At 62.9% G+C, this 18,905-nt stretch carries 12 protein-coding genes and 1 riboswitch; of the genes, 6 read left to right on the top strand and 6 right to left on the bottom strand.

Going from position 1 to position 18,905, the window contains the following annotated elements; genetic code table 11:
* Positions 1-13 precede the first annotated feature (13 nt).
* The 5 genes from ACJ8OK_RS19045 (at position 14) to ACJ8OK_RS19025 (ending at position 11,540) form a co-directional block, all read left to right on the top strand.
* A complete protein-coding gene (locus tag ACJ8OK_RS19045; RefSeq protein ID WP_033631961.1) occupies positions 14-1,822 on the top strand; it encodes a cation:proton antiporter in 1,809 nt (602 codons plus the stop codon).
* Between the two features lie 52 nt (positions 1,823-1,874).
* Positions 1,875-2,069, top strand: a riboswitch (Lysine riboswitch).
* A gap of 107 nt (positions 2,070-2,176) precedes the next feature.
* Positions 2,177-3,544 (top strand): lysine-sensitive aspartokinase 3, encoded by a 1,368-nt coding sequence (gene lysC / locus ACJ8OK_RS19040; protein ID WP_004936686.1) that lies wholly within the window; start codon positions 2,177-2,179, stop codon positions 3,542-3,544.
* Positions 3,545-3,688: 144 nt separating this feature from the next.
* A complete protein-coding gene (gene panS / locus ACJ8OK_RS19035) occupies positions 3,689-4,606 on the top strand; it encodes a ketopantoate/pantoate/pantothenate transporter PanS (protein WP_033631960.1) in 918 nt (305 codons plus the stop codon).
* Positions 4,607-4,991: 385 nt separating this feature from the next.
* Complete coding sequence (locus ACJ8OK_RS19030) at positions 4,992-6,671, top strand: ShlB/FhaC/HecB family hemolysin secretion/activation protein (RefSeq protein ID WP_033631958.1); 1,680 nt, start codon at positions 4,992-4,994, stop codon at positions 6,669-6,671.
* Between the two features lie 45 nt (positions 6,672-6,716).
* Positions 6,717-11,540 carry a hemagglutinin repeat-containing protein gene (locus ACJ8OK_RS19025; RefSeq protein WP_135638714.1) on the top strand — a complete coding sequence of 1,608 codons (4,824 nt, stop codon included), beginning with the start codon at positions 6,717-6,719 and terminating at the stop codon, positions 11,538-11,540.
* A 47-nt stretch (positions 11,541-11,587) separates the two neighbouring features.
* On the opposite strand, the gene ACJ8OK_RS19020 is transcribed toward ACJ8OK_RS19025, so the two are convergent.
* The 6 genes from ACJ8OK_RS19020 to ACJ8OK_RS18995 form a co-directional block, all read right to left on the bottom strand.
* Positions 11,588-13,237: a Na/Pi cotransporter family protein gene (locus ACJ8OK_RS19020; protein WP_004936675.1), complete on the bottom strand. Its 1,650-nt coding sequence runs from the start codon at positions 13,235-13,237 to the stop codon at positions 11,588-11,590.
* Positions 13,238-13,444: 207 nt separating this feature from the next.
* Positions 13,445-14,437: an ABC transporter ATP-binding protein gene (locus ACJ8OK_RS19015; RefSeq protein WP_442530836.1), complete on the bottom strand. Its 993-nt coding sequence runs from the start codon at positions 14,435-14,437 to the stop codon at positions 13,445-13,447.
* A 4-nt stretch (positions 14,438-14,441) separates the two neighbouring features.
* Positions 14,442-15,227: an ABC transporter permease gene (locus ACJ8OK_RS19010; RefSeq protein ID WP_015379246.1), complete on the bottom strand. Its 786-nt coding sequence runs from the start codon at positions 15,225-15,227 to the stop codon at positions 14,442-14,444.
* A gap of 17 nt (positions 15,228-15,244) precedes the next feature.
* Positions 15,245-16,090, bottom strand: coding sequence for an ABC transporter permease (locus ACJ8OK_RS19005; protein ID WP_033631955.1), 846 nt, complete (start codon positions 16,088-16,090; stop codon positions 15,245-15,247).
* The gene (locus ACJ8OK_RS19000) at positions 16,087-16,896 is read right to left on the bottom strand and encodes an alkaline phosphatase family protein (protein WP_021505156.1); all 810 of its coding nucleotides are present in this window, start codon (positions 16,894-16,896) and stop codon (positions 16,087-16,089) included. The genes ACJ8OK_RS19005 and ACJ8OK_RS19000 overlap by 4 nt, the downstream gene beginning before the upstream one ends.
* Before the next feature lie 11 nt (positions 16,897-16,907).
* A complete protein-coding gene (locus ACJ8OK_RS18995) occupies positions 16,908-17,969 on the bottom strand; it encodes an ABC transporter substrate-binding protein (protein ID WP_033631954.1) in 1,062 nt (353 codons plus the stop codon).
* Between the two features lie 190 nt (positions 17,970-18,159).
* Between ACJ8OK_RS18995 and ACJ8OK_RS18990 the strand changes: the two genes are divergently transcribed.
* Positions 18,160-18,870, top strand: a complete 711-nt coding sequence (locus ACJ8OK_RS18990) for a UTRA domain-containing protein (RefSeq protein WP_048325688.1) — start codon at positions 18,160-18,162, stop codon at positions 18,868-18,870.
* Positions 18,871-18,905 lie beyond the last annotated feature (35 nt).

Raw genomic sequence — 18,905 nt, 5'->3', positions numbered from 1 at the left:
AGGGATCTCGCTTATGGAATTATCCGCCCCGCTCATGTTGGTGCTTATCGGCCTGGCGTCGCTGCTGGCGCAGTGGCTAGCCTGGTTGCTGCGCCTGCCGGCCATCTTGCCGCTGCTGCTGTTCGGCATCGTGCTCGGCCCGACGGTGCATCTGGTACAGCCGGATCTGCTGTTCGGCGATCTGCTGTTTCCGCTGGTGTCGCTGTCGGTAGCGATCATCCTGTTCGAAGGGGCGCTGACGCTGCGCTTCGAGGAGATACGCGGCCTCGGCGGCGTGGTGCGCAACCTGGTCACCGTCGGCATGCTGGCCACCTTTCTGGTCATCAGCCTCGCCAGCTGGTGGCTGCTGGATTTCCCGCCGGAGCTGGCGGCGCTGATCGGCGCGGTGACGGTGGTGACCGGGCCGACGGTGATCGCCCCGCTGATGCGCGTGGTGCGGCCGAACGCCAACATTAACCAGGTGTTGCGCTGGGAAGGGATCGTCATCGATCCGGTCGGCGCCATCTTCACCCTGCTGGTGTTCGAGTTTATCGTGCTGAAGCAGAATGCGGAGTCCTATACCCACCTGTTTTGGACGCTGGGCGTGACCGCCGCCGTCGGTCTTATCGCCGGCGCGCTGTTCGGCTACCTGCTCGGCCTGGCGCTGCGCCGCGTTTGGCTGCCGCGCTACCTGCAGAACCTGGCGGTGCTGGCTATTATGCTGACCGCCTTCGGCGTGTCCAACGCCATCGCCGACGAATCCGGCCTGCTGACCGTCACGGTGATGGGCATCTGGCTGGCCAATATGCGCGACGTGGACACCAGCGATATTCTGGCGTTTAAAGAGGAGCTGTCGGCGATCCTGATCTCGGCGCTGTTCATCATTCTGGCGGCGCGGCTCGACATTCAGGCGCTGTGGAACATGGGCTGGCCGCTGCTCCTGCTGCTGCTGGCGGTGCAGTTCATCGCCCGGCCGCTGTGCATCGCGGTCTCGACCTGGCGCTCTTCCCTGCACTGGCGCGATCGGCTGCTGCTGTGCTGGATCGCCCCGCGCGGCATCGTGGCCGCGGCGGTCAGTTCGCTGTTCGCGCTGACGCTGCAGCGCAGCGGCTATCAGGGCGCCGACCGGCTGGTGACCGTGGTGTTCGCCATCATCATCGGCACCGTGGTGTTGCAAAGCCTGACCAGCGGCATGATGGCGCGCTGGCTGCGGGTGCAACAGCAGAAACCGCGCGGCGTGCTGATCGTCGGCGCCAACAGCGTGGCGCGCATGCTGGCGCAGGCGCTGATCAAGCTGAACGTGCCGGTGATCGTCACCGACAGCAGCTGGGAATACTACCGTCAGGCGCGCATGGACGGCATTCCGGCCTACTATGGCCACGCCTACTCCGAACACGCCGAGAACTACCTCGATCTGAGCAATATCGCCCAGGTGCTGGCGCTGTCGCCCAATCGCCACCAGAACGCGCTGGCGGTTTATCACTTCGGTCACCTCTTCGGCGAAGATCACGTGTTCGCCATCCGTTCGGGGGCGCCGTTGAAAGGGCGCGGCGCCAGCGCGGAAAGTTCGCGTTTCCGCCGGCATGAAATTTTATTTAATCAGGAAGCCACCTACGGCCGCCTGAGCAGCCTGCTCGCCAGAGGGGCCACCATCAAAGCGACCAAATTGAACGAAAATTTCGGTTGGCTGGAGTATTTGGAGAAACATCAGGGCGTTATTCCGCTATTCAGCCAAAAGGAAGACGGTTCTCTGCAACCGATTGGCGCCGGTTCCACGCCCGCGATGCCCTGTACGCTTATCGCGCTGGTGCAAGATGAAAATCCCTCACCGTCTGTACGTTGACAGAATGGCGATAACCGGCTATTCCTAACAGCCTACTTGCGCACCCGGTGCGCAAGCCAGAAGAGGCGCGTCGCCCAGGTAGAGTGTCAGAGGAGCCGTTTCTCCGTTGACGGCACCCGAGGGGGAGCGACGCCGAGGTAGGGTAATGGCCGGCCATTATCGTATCGACTACAGGGGCTGAATCCCCTGGGTTGTCACCAGGGGATCGCCCGCAGGGCGATCGACAAGGTGGGGCGCTTCTGGGTGTATCGTAGCCTGACCTCTACGCCTGCCCCCTGTTTACCGCTCTCCCCTTGTGCCAAGGCTATGGAATTACAGTGCCCCAAACGGGCATCCCTGACACGAGGTTTCTAGATGAACCAAGCAGCACCCCAGAATTCCACCGTGGTAGCCAAGTTCGGCGGCACCAGCGTCGCCGACTTTGAAGCCATGAACCGCAGCGCCGACGTCGTGCTGGCCAACCCGCAGGTCCGCCTGGTGGTGTTGTCCGCTTCGGCGGGCGTCACCAACCTGTTGGTCGCCCTGGCCGAGGGTTGCGAGGCCGACAAACGCAATTACCAGCTTGATGAAATCCGACGCATCCAGTACGCCATCCTCGATCGCCTCGCGGCGCCGGCGGTGATCCGCGACGAAATAGACCGCCTGCTGGAAAACATCGCCATGCTGTCGGAAGCCGCGTCGCTGGCCACCTCGACGGCGTTGACCGACGAACTGGTCAGCCATGGGGAGCTGATGTCCACCCTGTTGTTCGTTGAAATCCTGCGCGCCCGCAACGTGCAGGCCGAATGGTTCGACGTGCGCAAAGTGATGCGCACCGACGATCACTTCGGCCGCGCCGTGCCGGACAGCGCCGCGCTCAGCGAACTGGCCCGGGCGCAATTGCAGCCGCGCCTGCAGGAAGCGCTGGTGGTCACCCAGGGCTTTATCGGCAGCGAGCCGAAGGGCCGCACCACCACGCTCGGCCGCGGCGGCAGCGACTATACCGCCGCGCTGCTCGGCGAAGCGCTCGGCGTCGGCCGGGTGGATATCTGGACCGACGTGCCGGGCATCTACACCACCGATCCGCGCGTGGTGCCGGCGGCCAAGCGCATCGACAAAATCGGTTTCGAAGAGGCGGCGGAAATGGCCACCTTCGGCGCTAAAGTGCTGCATCCGGCCACCCTGTTGCCGGCGGTGCGCAGCGATATTCCGGTGTTCGTCGGCTCCAGCAAGGATCCGGCGGCCGGTGGCACGCTGGTGTGCAACACCACCGAGAACCCGCCGCTGTTCCGCGCGCTGGCGCTGCGCCGCAAGCAAACGCTGCTGACGCTGCACAGCCTGAACATGCTGCACGCGCGCGGTTTCCTGGCCGAGGTGTTCAACATCCTGGCGCGCCATAATGTCTCCGTCGATCTGATCACCACTTCGGAAGTCAGCATCGCACTGACCATGGACACCACCGGCGCCACCTCCGTCGGCGGCAGCCTGCTGACCACCTCACTGCTGACCGAACTGTCGTCGCTGTGCCGGGTGGAAGTGGAAGAAAACCTGGCGCTGGTGGCGATCATCGGCAACCAGCTGTCGCGCGCCTGCGGCGTGGGCAAAGAGGTGTTCGGCGTGCTCGATCCGTTCAATATCCGCCTGATCTGCTACGGCGCCAGCAGCTATAACCTGTGCTTCCTGGTGCCGGGCGAAGAAGCCGAGCAGGTGGTGCGTACCCTGCATCACAACCTGTTCGAATAAGTCATTATCCCTGATTGCGGGCGCAGCATGCTGCGCCCCTGCGTCTAAAAAATCCGTTCAAAACCTGCAGGGGTTCAGCATGTTGAGCCCGCAATAAAAACACAACCACATCCACCGTTCTCAATCTGGCTAAGGAAAACCTGCATGCTGGCACTACTCACGCGCTTATTTCCCCTGTGGGCGATACTGCTGTCCGTCGCCGCTTATTACACGCCGACCACCTTTACCGCTATCGGCCCCTACGTCAGCCCGCTGCTGATGCTGATCATGTTCGCCATGGGCGTCACGCTGCGGCTCGACGACTTCAAACGCGTGCTGGCGCGCCCCGGCCCGGTGGCGGCAGGCATCTTCCTGCATTATCTGATCATGCCGCTGGCGGCCTGGATCCTGGCGATGCTGTTCCGCATGCCGCCGGATCTGTCCGCCGGCATGGTGCTGGTGGGCAGCGTGGCCAGCGGCACCGCCTCCAACGTGATGATCTATCTGGCCAAGGGTGACGTGGCGCTGTCGGTGACCATCTCGGCGGTCTCGACGCTGGTGGGCGTGTTCGCCACGCCGCTGCTGACCCGTCTGTACGTCGACGCCGAGATCAGCGTCGATATCATGGGCATGCTGTTGAGCATTCTGCAGATTGTGGTGATCCCGATCGGCCTGGGCCTGATCGTCCACCATACCCTGACCAAGGTGGTGAAGCGCATCGAGCCACTGTTGCCGGCGTTGTCGATGGTGTGCATTCTGGCGATCATCAGCGCGGTGGTGGCGGGCAGCCAAAGCCATATCGCTTCGGTCGGCCTGGTCGTTATCATCGCGGTGATCCTGCACAACGGCATCGGTCTGCTGAGCGGCTATTGGGGCGGCAAACTGTTCGGCTTCGACGAGTCCACCTGCCGCACGCTGGCGATCGAAGTGGGCATGCAGAACTCCGGGTTGGCGGCCACGCTGGGCAAAATCTACTTCTCGCCGCTGGCCGCGCTGCCAGGCGCGCTGTTCTCGGTCTGGCACAACCTCTCCGGTTCACTGCTGGCGGGTTATTGGTCCGGCCGCCCTATCAAGAAGAAATAAACCGCCTGTAGGGACGCAAACAATTGCGTCCCTTTTCTTTCCTGCGAAATTTCGTATTTCCCACTGGTCGGATTGTCATAATTCCCCTCATCCCCTATCATCCGTGAAAAATAAAAATTCAGATTCTTCCTATCCATGCCGATAATGTTGGCAAGAGGAAGAGACGCTCCACTTTTTTTAATTAATTAAGTCACCAGGGTTGCCCGCCATAAAAGAAGCAGCCTAATTATTATTTAGATATATACCCACCGTCTTATTTGCTGCGGCAAATCAAGATACCTCGCAATGTGCATGTCGCTCATTATTTCGGGCCGGCCGTCGGCCGCCCGTGGTTAACCTCATGGATTGGGCTGGCTGCCCCGGCGGCCTCTCAGAATGGATTACAATGATAAAAAAAATCACCGCCTTGACGCTGCTGGTCAGCACGGCCCTTTCCGCCGAAACCCTGCCGGACTCCCACATGATGCGGGATATGTCGATGGGGGAGTCGCGCCGCGCGTTGCAAGACAGCACGCGTGAAGTCAACCAGTTGATTGAGCAACGCCGCTACCAGCAGCTGAAGCAACAGCGCCTGCTGGCGGAACCGGAACCGGCCGCGCCCGCACTGCCGCAGTCCGCGCAGTGCCTGCCGATCGCCGGCGTTTATCTGCAGGGAGTCACCCTACTCTCGCCGGCCGATTTGTCGGCCCTGAGCGCGCTGCCGGAACAGTGCATCAGCAGCAACGATATCAATCGCCTGACCCGTGAATTAACGCGTCTTTATGTGCAAAAGGGCTATATCACCGCGCGCGTGCAAATTGTTCGCCCTAATTCACAAGGAGAATTGGGGTTAAGCGTGACGGAAGGATTTATCGAGAAAATAGAAGGCGGCGATCGCTGGGTCAACAGCCGTTTATTATTTCCGGGGCTGGAAGGCAAGCCGTTGAAATTAACCGAGCTCGATCAGGGATTGGATCAGGCCAATCGTTTGCAATCGAATACCACCAAGCTGGATATATTGCCCGGCCGCCAGGTTGGTGGTTCGGTTATTCGTTTGCGCAATCAGCATGCCAAGCCCTGGCTGATTACCGCCGGCACGGATAATTACGGCCAAAAAAGCACCGGCCGGTGGCTGGCGCGCGCCACTGCCACGTTGGACAGCCCGTTTGGCCTATCGGACTTTGTCAGCCTGAACGCCAACAGCACGCTGGAAAACCCGGCTCACCGCTATAATCGCGCCTATACCCTGCTCTATTCGCTGCCGTACGGCGCGTTCACCTTCAGCGGGTTCGCCAGCTTCTCGTCCTATGAAAACCACCAGCAGCTGCCGCACAACGTGGTCAAACTGCACGGCCAGACCCAACAGTACGGGCTGCGCAGCGACTACGTGTTTTATCGCGATCACGATCAGATAGACAGCCTGAGCGGCCAGCTGACCTACAAGCGCATCGACAACTACTTCGAAAGCGTGCGCCTTGAGGTCAGCAGCCCAACGCTGACCCTGGCCGAACTGAGCGCCAGCCACCTGCAAATTCTGCCCAATGGCGTGTTCAGCGCCAACCTCAGCGTCGAGCAGGGGATGCCGTGGCTGGGGGCCGGCCGCCACCCGAGTTCGGTGCACCTCGACAGCCAGTTCACCAAAGGCAAGCTGTTCGCCAACCTCAGCCAGCGCCTCCAGCTGGGTGACGCCACCTATCAGCTCAACAATCTGTTCTATGGCCAGTACAGCCGCGACCCGCTGCCCGGCGTGGAGTGGCTGAGTCTCACCGATCGCAGCGCCGTGCGCGGCTTCAGCCGCAGCACCCAGTCCGGCGACAACGGCTGGTATCTGCAAAATACGCTGTCCCGCAGTTTCAATCTGGGTGCCACCACGCTGACGCCGCGCCTCGGCGCCGACGTCGGCCGCATTCTGCCGCGTCAGGACAACTCGGGCTGGCGCAGCAGCGCCGGTGTGAGCAGCGGCGCCACGTTACGTTACCGCCAGGCGCTGGTCGATCTCGAGGTCAGCCGCGGCTGGATTTTGTCTAACCACGCTACGCCGGAAGATCCCGTTCAGGTGCTGGCCCGCTTTTCTTACACCTTTTAATCAACAGTTTTGCAGGACCCCACGGCAATATACGGAGATACATGGATGAAAAATAATAACTTCAGACTTTCGGCGGCAGGCAAACTGGCCGCCGCGCTGGCGATTATTCTCGCCGCTTCCGCCGGCGCCTACGCCGCAGAGATCGTTGCGGCCAACGGCGCCAACGGCCCCGGCGTCTCCACCGCCGCCACCGGCGCGCAGGTGGTCGATATCGTCGCGCCGAACGGCAACGGGCTGTCGCACAACCAATATCAGGACTTCAACGTCAACCAGCCCGGCGCGGTGCTGAACAACTCCCGCGAGGCGGGACTGTCGCAGTTGGCCGGCCAACTGGGCGCCAACCCCAATCTGGGCGGACGCGAAGCCAGCGTGATCCTCAACGAAGTGATCGGCCGCAATCCGTCGCTGCTGCACGGCCAGCAAGAGATCTTCGGCATGGCGGCCGACTACGTGCTGGCCAACCCGAACGGTATCAGCTGTCAGGGCTGCGGATTCATCAATACCAGCCATTCCTCACTGGTGGTCGGCAACCCGCTGGTGGAAAACGGCGTGCTGCAGGGTTACAGCACCTTCGGCAACCGCAACACTCTGAGCCTCAATGGCACCCTGAACGCCGGTGGCGTACTGGATCTGATCGCGCCGAAGATCGACAGCCGCGGCGAAGTGATCGTGCAAGATTTCAAACATTCGAATGGTAAAGTGACCTCGGCGACGATCAACGCCATCAGCGGCCTTAACCGGGTAGCGCGCGACGGCACGGTGCAGGCCAGCCAACAGATACCGACCGCGCTGGACAGCTACTACCTCGGCAGCATGCAGGCCGGGCGCATCAACATCATCAACACCGCGCAGGGCAGCGGCGTGAAACTGGCCGGCTCGTTGAACGCCGGCGATGAACTCAAGGTGAAAGCCTATGATATCCGTAGCGAAAGCCGCGTCGACGACGCCAGCAGCAACAAAAACGGCGGCGATAACTATCAAAATTACCGTGGCGGCATCTACGTCAACGATCGCAGCAGCAGCCAGAAGCTGACCCGCACCGAGCTGAAAGGCAAGAACATCAGTCTGGTGGCGGATAATCACGCGCACCTCACCGCCACCGATATCCGCGGCGAAGACATTACGCTGCAGGGCGGTAAGCTGACGCTCGACGGCCAGCAGTTGAAACAGACCCAGGGCCACACCGACGACCGCTGGTTCTACTCCTGGCAATACGACGTCACCCGTGAGCGCGAGCAGTTGCAGCAGGCGGGCAGCACCGTCGCCGCCAGCGGCAACGCCAAACTCGTCAGCACCCAGGAAGACGTGAAGCTGCTGGGCGCCAATGTCAGCGCCGACCGCGCGCTGAGCGTCAAAGCGGCGCGCGACGTACACCTTGCCGGGCTGGTGGAGAAGGATAAATCCAGCGAGCGCGGCTACCAGCGCAACCACACCTCCAGTCTGCGTACCGGCAGCTGGAGCAGCAGCGACGAAAGCGAGAGCCTGAAGGCCAGCGAACTGCGCAGCCAGGGCGAACTGACGTTGAAAGCCGGCCGCAATGTCGCGACCCAGGGCGCCAGGGTACACGCCCAGCGCGATCTGACGATCGACGCGAACGAGCAGATTCAGATCGGGGTGCAGAAAACCGCCAACGCCAAAGCGGTGCGCGATGACAAAACCTCCTGGGGCGGCATCGGCGGCGGCGACAACAAGAACAACAGCAACCGCCGCGAGGTCAGTCACGCTTCCGAGCTGACCAGCGACGGCACGCTGCGCCTGAACGGTCAGCAAGGCGTCACCATCACCGGCAGCAAGGCGCGCGGCCAGAAAGGCGGCGAAGTCACCGCCACGCAAGGTGGCCTGCGCATCGACAACGCGCTGAGCACCACCGTGGACAAAATCGACGCGCGCACCGGCACCGTGTTCAACATCACCAGCAGTTCGCACAAGGCCGACAACAGCTACCAGAGCAGCACCGCCAGCGAGCTGAAGTCCGACACCAACCTGAAGCTGGTCAGCCACAAGGATGCCGACGTGATCGGCAGCCAGGTCGCCAGCGGCGGTGAACTGAGCGTCGAGTCGAAGACCGGCAACATCAACGTCAAGGCCGCCGAGCGGCAGCAGAACATCGACGAGCAGAAGACCGCGCTCACCGTTAACGGCTACGCCAAAGAAGCCGGTGACAAGCAGTACCGCGCCGGTGTGCGCATCGAGCACACCCGCGACAGCGAGAAAACCACCCGCACCGAGAATAGCGCCTCAAGCCTCAGCGGCGGCAGCGTGAAGCTCAAGGCGGAGAAGGACGTGACCTTCAGCGGTTCTCAATTGGTCGCCGACAAAGGCGGCGCCAGCGTCAGCGGCAACAAGGTTTCGTTCCTGGCGGCCGACGATAAAACGGCCTCAAACACCGAGCAAACCAAGATCGGCGGCGGTTTCTATTACACCGGCGGCATCGACAAACTCGGCAGCGGCGTGGAAGCCGGCTACGAGAACAGCAAAACCCAGACGCAAAGCAGCAAGGCGATCACCTCCGGCAGCGACGTCAAAGGCAATCTGACGATCAACGCCCGCGACAAGCTGACCCAGCAAGGCGCGCAGCACAGCGTCGGCGGCGCCTATCAAGAAAACGCCGCTGGCGTCGATCACCTTGCCGCCGCCGACACCGCCAGCACCACCACCACCAAAACCGACGTCGGCGTGAACATCGGCGCCAACGTCGATTACAGCGCCGTGACCCGTCCGGTCGAGCGCGCGGTCGGCAAGGCGGCCAAGCTGGACGCTACCGGCGTTATCAACGACATCGGCGGCATCGGCGCGCCTAACGTCGGCCTGGATATCGGCGCACAGGGCGGCAGCAGCGAAAAACACAGCAGCAGCTCGCAGGCGGTGGTCAGCTCGGTGAAAGCCGGCAGCATCGACATCAATGCCAAAGGCGAAGTGCGCGATCAGGGCACGCAGTACCAGGCGAGCAAAGGCGCGGTCAACCTGACGGCGGACAGCCACCGCAGCGAAGCCGCGGCAAACCGTCAGGACGAGCAGAGCCGCGACACCCGCGGCAGCGCCGGCGTGCGCGTCTACACCACCACCGGCAGCGATCTGACCGTGGACGCCAAGGGCGAAGGCGGCACCCAGCGCAGCAACAGCAGCGCCAGCCAGGCGGTGACCGGCTCGATCGACGCGGCCAACGGCATCAACGTCAACGTGAAAAAAGACGCGGTCTATCAGGGTACCGCGCTGAACGGCGGCAGCGGTAAAACCGCCGTCAACGCCGGCGGCGATATCCGCTTCGATCAGGCCAGCGACAAACAGAGCGAGAACCACAGCGGCTTTAACGTCAAAGCGTCCGCCAAAGGCGGCTTCACCGCCGACAGCAAAAACTTCGGCGCCGGTTTCGGCGGCGGCACCCACAACGGTGAAAGCAGCAGCAGCACCGCGCAGGTCGGCAACGTCAACGGCCAGGGTGTGGAGCTGAAGGCGGGCCGCGATCTGACGCTGCAGGGCACCAACGTCAAGAGCCAGGGCGACGTCAGCCTGAACGCGGGCAACAAGGTCGCGCTGCAGGCGGCGGAATCGACCCAAACGCGTAAGGAAAGCAAGCTGTCCGGCAATATCGATCTGGGCGCCGGCAGCAGCGACAGCAAGGAAAAAACCGGCGGCAGCCTCTCCGCCGGCGGCGCCTTCGACATCGCCAAGGTCAATGAGTCCACGACCGAGCGCCAGGGCGCCACTATCGCCTCAGACGGCAAGGTCACCCTGTCCGCCAACGGCAAAGGCGATGACGCGCTGCATCTGCAGGGGGCCAAAGTCAGCGGCGGCAGCGCCGCACTCGAAGCGAAAAACGGCGGCATCCTGCTGGAATCCGCCAAGAACGAGCAGCATAAGGACAACTGGAATCTGGGCATCAAAGCCAACGCCAGAGGCGGTCAAACCTTCAACAAGGACGCCGGCGGCAAGGTCGATCCGAACACCGGCAAAGACACTCACACGCTGGGCGCAGGTCTGAAAGTCGGCGTGGAGCAGCAGGATAAAACCACCCACGCCAACACCGGCATCACCGCGGGCGACGTGGCGCTCAACAGCGGCAAAGACACCCGCCTTGCCGGCGCGCGCGTCGACGCCGACAGCGTACAGGGCAAGGTGGGCGGCGATCTGCGCATTGAAAGCCGCAAAGACGTCGAGACAGGCGTGAAGGTGGATGTGGATGCCGGTCTGAGCCACAGCAACGATCCGGGCAGCAGCGTCACCTCCAAGCTGTCGAAGGTCGGTACGCCGCGTTACGCCGGTAAGGTGAAAGAGAAACTGGAGGCCGGAGTGAACAAAGTGGCCGACGCCACCACCGACAAGTACAACAGCGTGGCGCGTCGCCTTGATCCGCAGCAGGACACCACCGGCGCGGTCAGCTTCAGCAAGGCCGACGGCAAAGTCACGCTGCCGGCAACGCCGGCCGGCGAAAAACCGCAAGGCCCGCTGTGGGATCGCGGCGCACGCACCGTCGGCGGCGCGGTGAAAGACAGCATCACCGGTCCGGCCGGTCGCCAGGGGCACCTCAAGCTCAATGCCGACGTGGTGAACAACAACGCGGTTGGCGTGCAGTCGGCGATTGCCGGTAAGCACGGCGTGGCGCTGCAGGTCGGCGGCCAAACCCAACTGACCGGCGGCGAGATCCGCAGCCAGCAGGGCAAGGTGGAACTGGGCGGTAGCCAGGTCAGCCAGCAGGACGTCAGCGGCCAGCGCTATCAGGGCGGCGGCCGCGTCGATGCGGCGGCCACGGTAGGTGGACTGTTAGGCGGCGCGGCGAAGCAAAGCGTCGACGGCAACGTGCCGTTCGCCAGCGGCCATGCCTCAACTCAGCAGGCGGACGCCAAAGCCGGCGTGTTCAGCGGCAAATAACGCGCCCCCCAACGCAACGCCCCCGGTTAAAACCGGGGGCGTTTTTTTTACAGCGTGCTTGGGGTGTCTTCCCAGTCGCGATCGTCGTCTTTCGCATCCTGATCCAACACGTTGTAGGCCACGGCGCAAAACAGCGAGTTCAGGCGCTTCATGTCTCCCAACAATCCCAAATGCAGCGAACTGGTCTCGATGCTCTGCACGTTTTGCTGATGCAAACGATCGACGTGCGCATGCGCGTAGCGGCGATCCAGAATGCGGAAGCGGTGCTTGGAACGGCGCAGGCGTTTGGCGCTGGTGACGTCGCCGGACAGGAACACCGACAGCCCCAGACGCAGGTTGCCGATCAGCCGTTCGTGCAGCCCGTCCAGTTCCGCCAGCCCTTCCGCCGAGAAGGCGCGGCGCGCGGCGTGCGATTTGGCGCCCACGTCGCCGGCCATGCGCTCGATGATGTCGCCCGCCTGTTCCAGGTTAAGCGCCATTTCGATGATTTCCGCCCAGCGGCGCGAATCTTCCTCGCCCAGATCTTCCTTCTGGATCTGCGCCAGATACAGCTTGATGGCGGTGTACAGCACGTCGACGTCATCGTCGAGTCGCCGCACCTCTTTATCCACGCCTTGCTTACCGTGCAGCACTTCGCGCTGCAGGATCATCATGTGTTCCACCACGTCGCCCATGCGCAGCGTTTCGCGCGCCGCGTTGGCCAACGCCAGCGTCGGCGTATCCAGCGCGCTGGCGTCCAGATGGCGCGGCCGCATGCGCGGGTCGTCGGCCGCCACGTCGACGATCAGCCGTTCGCACAGCGTCGCCATCGGCCCGGCCAACGGGATCATCACCAGACAACGGATCAGGTTGTAAAACACGTGGAAATAGATCACCAGCTCTTCGCTGCCGCCCGGCAGTTGAGCCATCACATCCGCCAGATAGGAGACGAACGGCAACACCAGGATGCAGCCCACCAATTTGAACAGCAGGCTGCCTAGCGCCACGCGCCGCCCGGCGGCGTTCTGGCCGCTGGCGTTGATCATCGCCAGCAGGCCGCTGCCGAGGTTGGCGCCGATCACCAGACAGAGCGCTACCTTCAGCGAAATCACGCCGGTGGCGGTCAGGGTGGCGGTCAGCAGCACCGCGGCCAGGCTGGAATAGCTGACGATGGCGAACAGCGCGCCGGTCAGGGCGTCCAGCATCACATCGCCGGTCAGCGACGAGAACAGCACTTTCACCCCGGCCGCCTGGGTGATCGGCGTGGCGGCGGCGACGATCAGTTCCAGCGCCAGCACGATCAGCCCAAGGCCGATCAAGACGCGTCCGATCTGGCCGATCCGCATCTGCTTGCGGCTGAGGAACAGGAAGACGCCGACCAGGATCAGCAGCGGCGACAACCAGGAAAGATCGAAGGTCAGCACGCGCGCCATCAGCGCGGTGCCGACGTCGGCGCCCAGCATGATCACCAGCGCAGGCGCCAGCCCCACCAGCCCCTGCGCGACGAAAGAGGTCACCAGCAGCGCGGTGGCGTTGCTGCTTTGCACCAGCGCGGTCACGCCGATGCCGGAAACGAACGCCAGCGGTTTTTTCTCAACGCTGTCGCTCAACACGCGCCGCAGATTGGCGCCGTAAACCCGCATGATCCCGGTGCGCACGATGTGGGTGCCCCACACCAACAGCGCCACGGACGAAAGCAGGTGAAGAAGGGTCAGCACGGAAGATACGCTCCATTAACGCCCGGCCAAAGGAGGCTGATACCCGATGCCTGTCACGCGACGCAGAGAGGCGAGCCAAAGGATGACGGGTACAGCGCGCGGTCCCGCCTGCCGGGCGTGGGTCTGGCAGGACAGCGGGCGGGCGGCAGACCGCAGAAGAGAAGGGTTAAGGCGGCGGTGGGAGAGCCCCGGCGCCGCGCTGCGAAGTCATGCAACTTCCCGCAATAAAACAGGTTCCAAGTGTAGCCCAATTTCCGCGCCGTCGGGCCGCAGATCGGCCACCGAACGGTTGAGCACGTCAACCAGCAACTCTACCTCGCGAACCTGAATCCGATAGCGTACCACATTCCCGAGCAAACTGTGACCAAGGATCACCCCGCCGATCCCCTGTCCGGCCGGCAACAGGCCGATAGACTCTGGGCGGATCGCCACCTTGCCGGCATAGCTGCGCCCGGTCAGCCGGCCGGCCTGTTCGGCGCTCAGCAGGTTATAGTTGCCGATAAAACCGGCGGCGAAGGCGTCCGCCGGCTGGGTATACAGGGTTTCCGCATCACCGCTCTGCACGATCTGCCCCTTGTTCATCAGGACGATGCGATCCGACAGGGTCAGCGCCTCTTCCTGATCGTGGGTGACGAAGATCGCCGTCAGGTTCAGCTCGCGTTGAATGCGCCGGATCTGCTCGCGCAGATGTTTGCGGATGCGCGCATCCAGCGCCGACAGCGGTTCGTCGAGCAACAGCAGACGCGGGCGCGTGACCAGCGATCGCGCCAGCGCCACGCGCTGACACTGGCCGCCCGACAGCTGGTGCGGATAGCGCTTCGCCAGATCGCTCAGCTCCACCAGCGCCAGCACCTCCTGCACCCGCTGGCCGATCTGCCCGGCCGCCAGCTTCTGCATTTTCAGGCCGAAGGCCACGTTGCCTTCCACCGTCATATTGGGAAACAGCGCATAGCTTTGGAACACCATGCCGATGCCGCGCTTTTGCGGCGCCAGCGGCACCAGATCCTGGCCCTGCAGTAAAATTTGCCCGCTGTCGACCGGAGTCAGGCCGGCCAGACAGCGCAACAGCGTCGACTTGCCGCAGCCGCTTGGCCCGAGCAGGGTGACGAACTCCCCCTCTTCGGCGGTGAAATCGATATCCTGAAACACCTGGGTCTGGCCATAGTGTTTGTTCAGGCGAGTGACGTTGAGATAAGCCATCGGGTTAACCCTTGTTTTTATTCAGCAGGTTCGCCAGCCAGGTGACGAGCAGCACCACGGCGAAATAGGAGATGACCAGCGCGCTGGTGAAATGCCCGCTGCCGTTGCGCATATTGAACAGATAGACCTGCAGCGTTTCATACTGGCTGCCCACCAGCAGGTTGGCGAACACGAACTCGCCGATCAGGAACGAGAACGACAGCAGCACGGCGATCGTTCCGCCCTTGCGCAGATTCGGCAACACCACCCACAGCGCCGCCCGCCAGGTGCTGGCGCCGAGCAGGTGCGCGGCGTCCATCAGATCGCGCAGGTTGATCGCCTGCATGTTGTTGCTGATGGCGCGGTAGATAAACGGCAGCGCGATGGTGAAATAGCAACCCACCAAAATCCAGGGGGTGCCGAGCAGCGGCAGCGGATCGGCGGCGAACAGTTGCATCAGCCCCACCGCCGACACCACCGGCGGCACGGCGAACGGCAGCAGAATCAGCACGTTCATCACCGCGTCCAGCTTGGGGAAGTAGTAAGCGATCACAAACATCGCCGGCAGGATCACCACCACCGACAGCAGCAGCGTGCCGAAGCAGATCAGCAGCGAGTGCCACAGCGCCTGCAAAAAGCGCGGATCGCTCCACAGCGCCGTCAGCCACTTCAGGGTAAAACCGTCCGGCAAAATGGTGGCGCCCCACTGGGTAGCCAGCGCGTAAATCAGCGTCGCCGCCAGCGGCAGCAGCAGGATCAACAGCAGCAGGCCGGTCACCGTGCGGTGGTACAAGCGTTCAACACGCGACATGAGCATTCTCCAGCCGGTTATGAGCGCGCATTGAGGTAGCTCCTGCGCAGCATCCATTGGTGGATCACCGTGATAAACGCCATCATCACCACCAGCAGCATCGCCAGCGCGCTGGCCAGGTTCGGATCGAGGGAGATGTCCCCCGCCACCAGCGCCGAGATGCGGATCGGGATCACGTTGAAGTTGCCGGTGGTCAGCGCGTACACCGTGGCGTAGGCGCCCAGCGCATTGGCCAGCAGGATGACGAAGGTGCCCATCAGCGCCGGCGCCAGCACCGGCAGGCCGATATGCCGCCAGTAGCGCCAGGGGCCGGCGCCGAGCAGCGCCGCCGACTCACGCCAATCGGCGCGCAGCGCGTCGAACGCCGGATACAGCAGCAGCACCCCGAGCGGGATCTGGAAGTAGGTATACAGCACGATCAGGCCGCTCTTCGAATAGAGGTTGAAGCTCTCCATCAGGCCGTATTTGCGCAGCAGCAGCGTCAGGCAGCCGTTCAACCCCAGCAGAATGACGAAGGCGAACGCCAGCGGCACCCCGGCGAAGTTGCTGGTCATGTTGGTGAACGACATCACGAAGTCATGAAAGCGGGTCTGGCCGAGCTGGCGAAGTGAGTAACTGCCCACTAATGCAATCAGCAATCCGTAGACGCTCGACCACAGCGAGATCTCCAGCGAGAACTGAAAGGCCTGCAGGTAGAACGGAGAGGTGAGGATATCGACATAGTTGCCCCATCCCCAGCCGCCGGTCTCGCTGAAAAAGCTGTGAACGGCGATCCACACCAGCGGGGCGATCTGAAACGCGCCGAACAGCACGATAAACGGCAGCAGGCACAGCGCGGCGATCCATTTGGTTTTGCTGTTCATCGCGCATCCTGCGCCAGCAGCGCCCGGCAGCGCGGCTTGTCGTGCGGCGCCTGCAGCAGATCGCAGATCGTGCCGCACAGCTCGGTTTGCTGCGGATCGGCGTCGTCCAGGCTGAAGCCCGCGCCGAACACGAACAGCGGCACCTGGCGCTCTTCCGGCAACACCCCGCCGTGGCTGCGATCGTCGTTCATGCCGTGGTCGGCGGTGACCAGCACCTGATAACCGGCCGCCAGCCACTCGGGCAGGTAGCGCGACAGCGAGCCGTCGGCGCGCCGCGCCGCGTTGCGGTACTGCGGCGAAGAGAGGCCGAAGCGGTGGCCGGCGTCGTCGATGTTCATCGGGTGGATCAGCAGGAAATCCGGCTGATGACGCAGACGCAGGCTTTCGGCGTCGTCGAACAGATGGCTGTCGGGATAGCCGTCGTCGTAATAGAAATGCCCGTGCTGAATCGGCAGCTCGGGGGCGTCGGTATGGCGGTCGCGCGCGGCGTCGAACGGCGTGCGGTTATACAATTCGCTGAACCAATGATACGCGGCGGCGGCGGTGGTCAGCCCGGCGGCGCGCGCGTAATGAAACACGCTTTGTTGATGAGAAAGGCGCGAGACGTGGTTGTGCACCACGCCGCTCTCCACCGGCGTGACGCCGGTGAGGATGCATTCATACAGCGGCCGGGAGAGCGAGGGCAACTCGCTCTCCAGCAGGTACAACCGCCCGCGTCCCGCCGCGCATTCGGCCTGCAGATACCCCATGGCGTCGTGCGCCACCCGGTAGTTGAGGCCGTCCAGCAGCACGAGGATCGTTTTCATGGTGCGTTAACTCACTGCTGCATAAACATAATGACGTTTTCCTGCCACAGGCGCGGCAACGCTTTGGCGCTCTGTTCCCAGGCCGCCGGATCGGCGATCGGGTGCGCATTCTTGTACTGCTCGGCCGGCAGCAGCTTGGCCTTGACGTCGTCCGGCAGCGTCAGATGTTCGGCGCGGATCGGGCGGGCATAGCCGCGCGCCAGGTTGATCTGACCGGCGTCGGAGAAGATGTATTCGCGCGCCAGCTTGGCGGCGTTCGGGTGCTTGGCGTATTTGTTGATGATGGTGGTGTAGCCGGAAGTGATCGAGCCGTCCGACGGGATCAGCACTTCAAAGCGGGTTTTGTCGATCTGATCGCGGTAGTTCAGGCCGTTGAAGTCCCACACCACGCCAACCTGCACTTCCCCTTTCTCCAGCGACGCGATCACCGGGTTACTCAGGCTCAGGCGGCCGGCCTTGGCCAGCTTGCCGAAGAATTCCAGGCCCGGCTTGAGGTTTTTCTCGTTGCCGCCCATCGCGTAAGTGGCGGCCAGCACGCCGCTGGCCGCCTGCGACGCGGTGCCGACGTCGCCGATGGTGACCTGATAGCTGCCCTTGAGCAGATCGGCCCAGCTGTGCGGGATGTCTTTCACCTGTTGCTTGTTAATGATGAAGGCGATGGTGCCGGTGTAAGCCAGCGCCCAGTGACCATCTTTGTCTTTCGCCCACTCCGGCACCTGATCCCAGGTGGAGGGTTTGTACGGCTGCGTTACGCCCTTCTGCACCGCCACCGGGCCGAAGGCCGCGCCGACGTCACCGATGTCCGCCGTGGCGTTGTTCTTTTCCGCATCAAATTTGGCGATCTCCTGCGCGGAGCTCATGTCGGTATCGACATGCTTCAGGCCGTATTTGCTCAACAGATCTTGCCAGGTGCCTTTCCAGTTGGCCCAGCTGTCCGGCATGCCGACGCTGTTGACTTCGCCTTCTTTCTTCGCGGCCTGCTCCAGCGCCGCCAGATCGGTATCCGCGGCCCAGCTCATCTGGCTGGATAACACGATGGCACTGGTTAACACAGAAGCGCACAAACGTTTCATAACTGATGCTCCAGGTGGTAGTGTGGGGATGGCTGGACTAGTCCAGCAAGGACCAAACCAATCTAACGGACGAATGTGATAATTATATGTCAGCTTAAAAAAGCGACAGTTTTATCACCCATTGCAACGGCGAAAACGCGACGCTGGTCTACCTTAAAGGCCAAACGCACTGAAACGGGACACCCGCTGTATGAGTGAAGCACCGACGACCGTCGCCACCATCTGCCAAACGCTGCACGCCCGCATCACCGCCGGCGAGTTCGCCGCGGGCGGCAAGCTGCCCTCCGAGCGCGCCCTGAGCGAACAGTTCGCCACCACCCGAATTACCCTGCAGGAGGCGCTCGGCCAGCTGGAGGCGCAGGGCGTCATCTACCGCCAGATGCGGCGCGGCTGGTTTATCTCGCCGCCACGTCTGATCTATAACCCGCTGCAGCGCAGCCATTTTCACGCCATGGCGCAGCAACAGGGGCGCGCCGCGCATACCGAAGCGATCGACAGCGCGGTCGTCACGCTCGACGCGCCGCTGGCCGGCCGCCTGGCGCTTCCCCCCGGCGCCGAGGCCTATCGCATTCGCCGGCTGCGCTACATCGACGGGCGCGCGGTGCTGTACTGCGAGCACTACCTCAATCCGGCCTATTTCCCCGGCATTCTGGACGAAGATCTGACCCAGTCGCTGACCGCGCTGTACGCCGCACGCTACGGCATTCACTACGGCCGGGTACGTTTCGACATGCTGCCCACCCTGCTGCCGCAGCAGGCCGCCGCCATGCTGAAGGTGACCTACGGCAGCCCGGCGCTGTTCATTACGCGGGTGAATCGCGATCAACATGACCGGGTGATCGATTGCGACCTGGAGTATTGGCGGTACGACGCGCTGCACATCGATGTGGAAGCGCTGTAAATGACAAGGGCGCATCGCTGCGCCCTTAAAGAGGA

Source organism: Serratia sp. CY71090 (genome assembly GCF_052166845.1).
Taxonomy (GTDB): domain Bacteria; phylum Pseudomonadota; class Gammaproteobacteria; order Enterobacterales; family Enterobacteriaceae; genus Serratia; species Serratia nematodiphila.
The sequence above is the reverse complement of the archived record's forward strand: the minus strand, read 5'-3'. Positions and strand labels throughout refer to the sequence as shown.

Coding starts and splice junctions, on each gene's coding strand:
- ACJ8OK_RS19045 (WP_033631961.1), top strand. CDS start 14: ATGGAATTATCCGCCCCGCTCATGTTGGTGCTTATCGGCCTGGCGTCG.
- lysC (WP_004936686.1), top strand. CDS start 2,177: ATGAACCAAGCAGCACCCCAGAATTCCACCGTGGTAGCCAAGTTCGGC.
- panS (WP_033631960.1), top strand. CDS start 3,689: ATGCTGGCACTACTCACGCGCTTATTTCCCCTGTGGGCGATACTGCTG.
- ACJ8OK_RS19030 (WP_033631958.1), top strand. CDS start 4,992: ATGATAAAAAAAATCACCGCCTTGACGCTGCTGGTCAGCACGGCCCTT.
- ACJ8OK_RS19025 (WP_135638714.1), top strand. CDS start 6,717: ATGAAAAATAATAACTTCAGACTTTCGGCGGCAGGCAAACTGGCCGCC.
- ACJ8OK_RS19015 (WP_442530836.1), bottom strand. CDS start 14,437: ATGGCTTATCTCAACGTCACTCGCCTGAACAAACACTATGGCCAGACC.
- ACJ8OK_RS19010 (WP_015379246.1), bottom strand. CDS start 15,227: ATGTCGCGTGTTGAACGCTTGTACCACCGCACGGTGACCGGCCTGCTG.
- ACJ8OK_RS19005 (WP_033631955.1), bottom strand. CDS start 16,090: ATGAACAGCAAAACCAAATGGATCGCCGCGCTGTGCCTGCTGCCGTTT.
- ACJ8OK_RS19000 (WP_021505156.1), bottom strand. CDS start 16,896: ATGAAAACGATCCTCGTGCTGCTGGACGGCCTCAACTACCGGGTGGCG.
- ACJ8OK_RS18995 (WP_033631954.1), bottom strand. CDS start 17,969: ATGAAACGTTTGTGCGCTTCTGTGTTAACCAGTGCCATCGTGTTATCC.
- ACJ8OK_RS18990 (WP_048325688.1), top strand. CDS start 18,160: ATGAGTGAAGCACCGACGACCGTCGCCACCATCTGCCAAACGCTGCAC.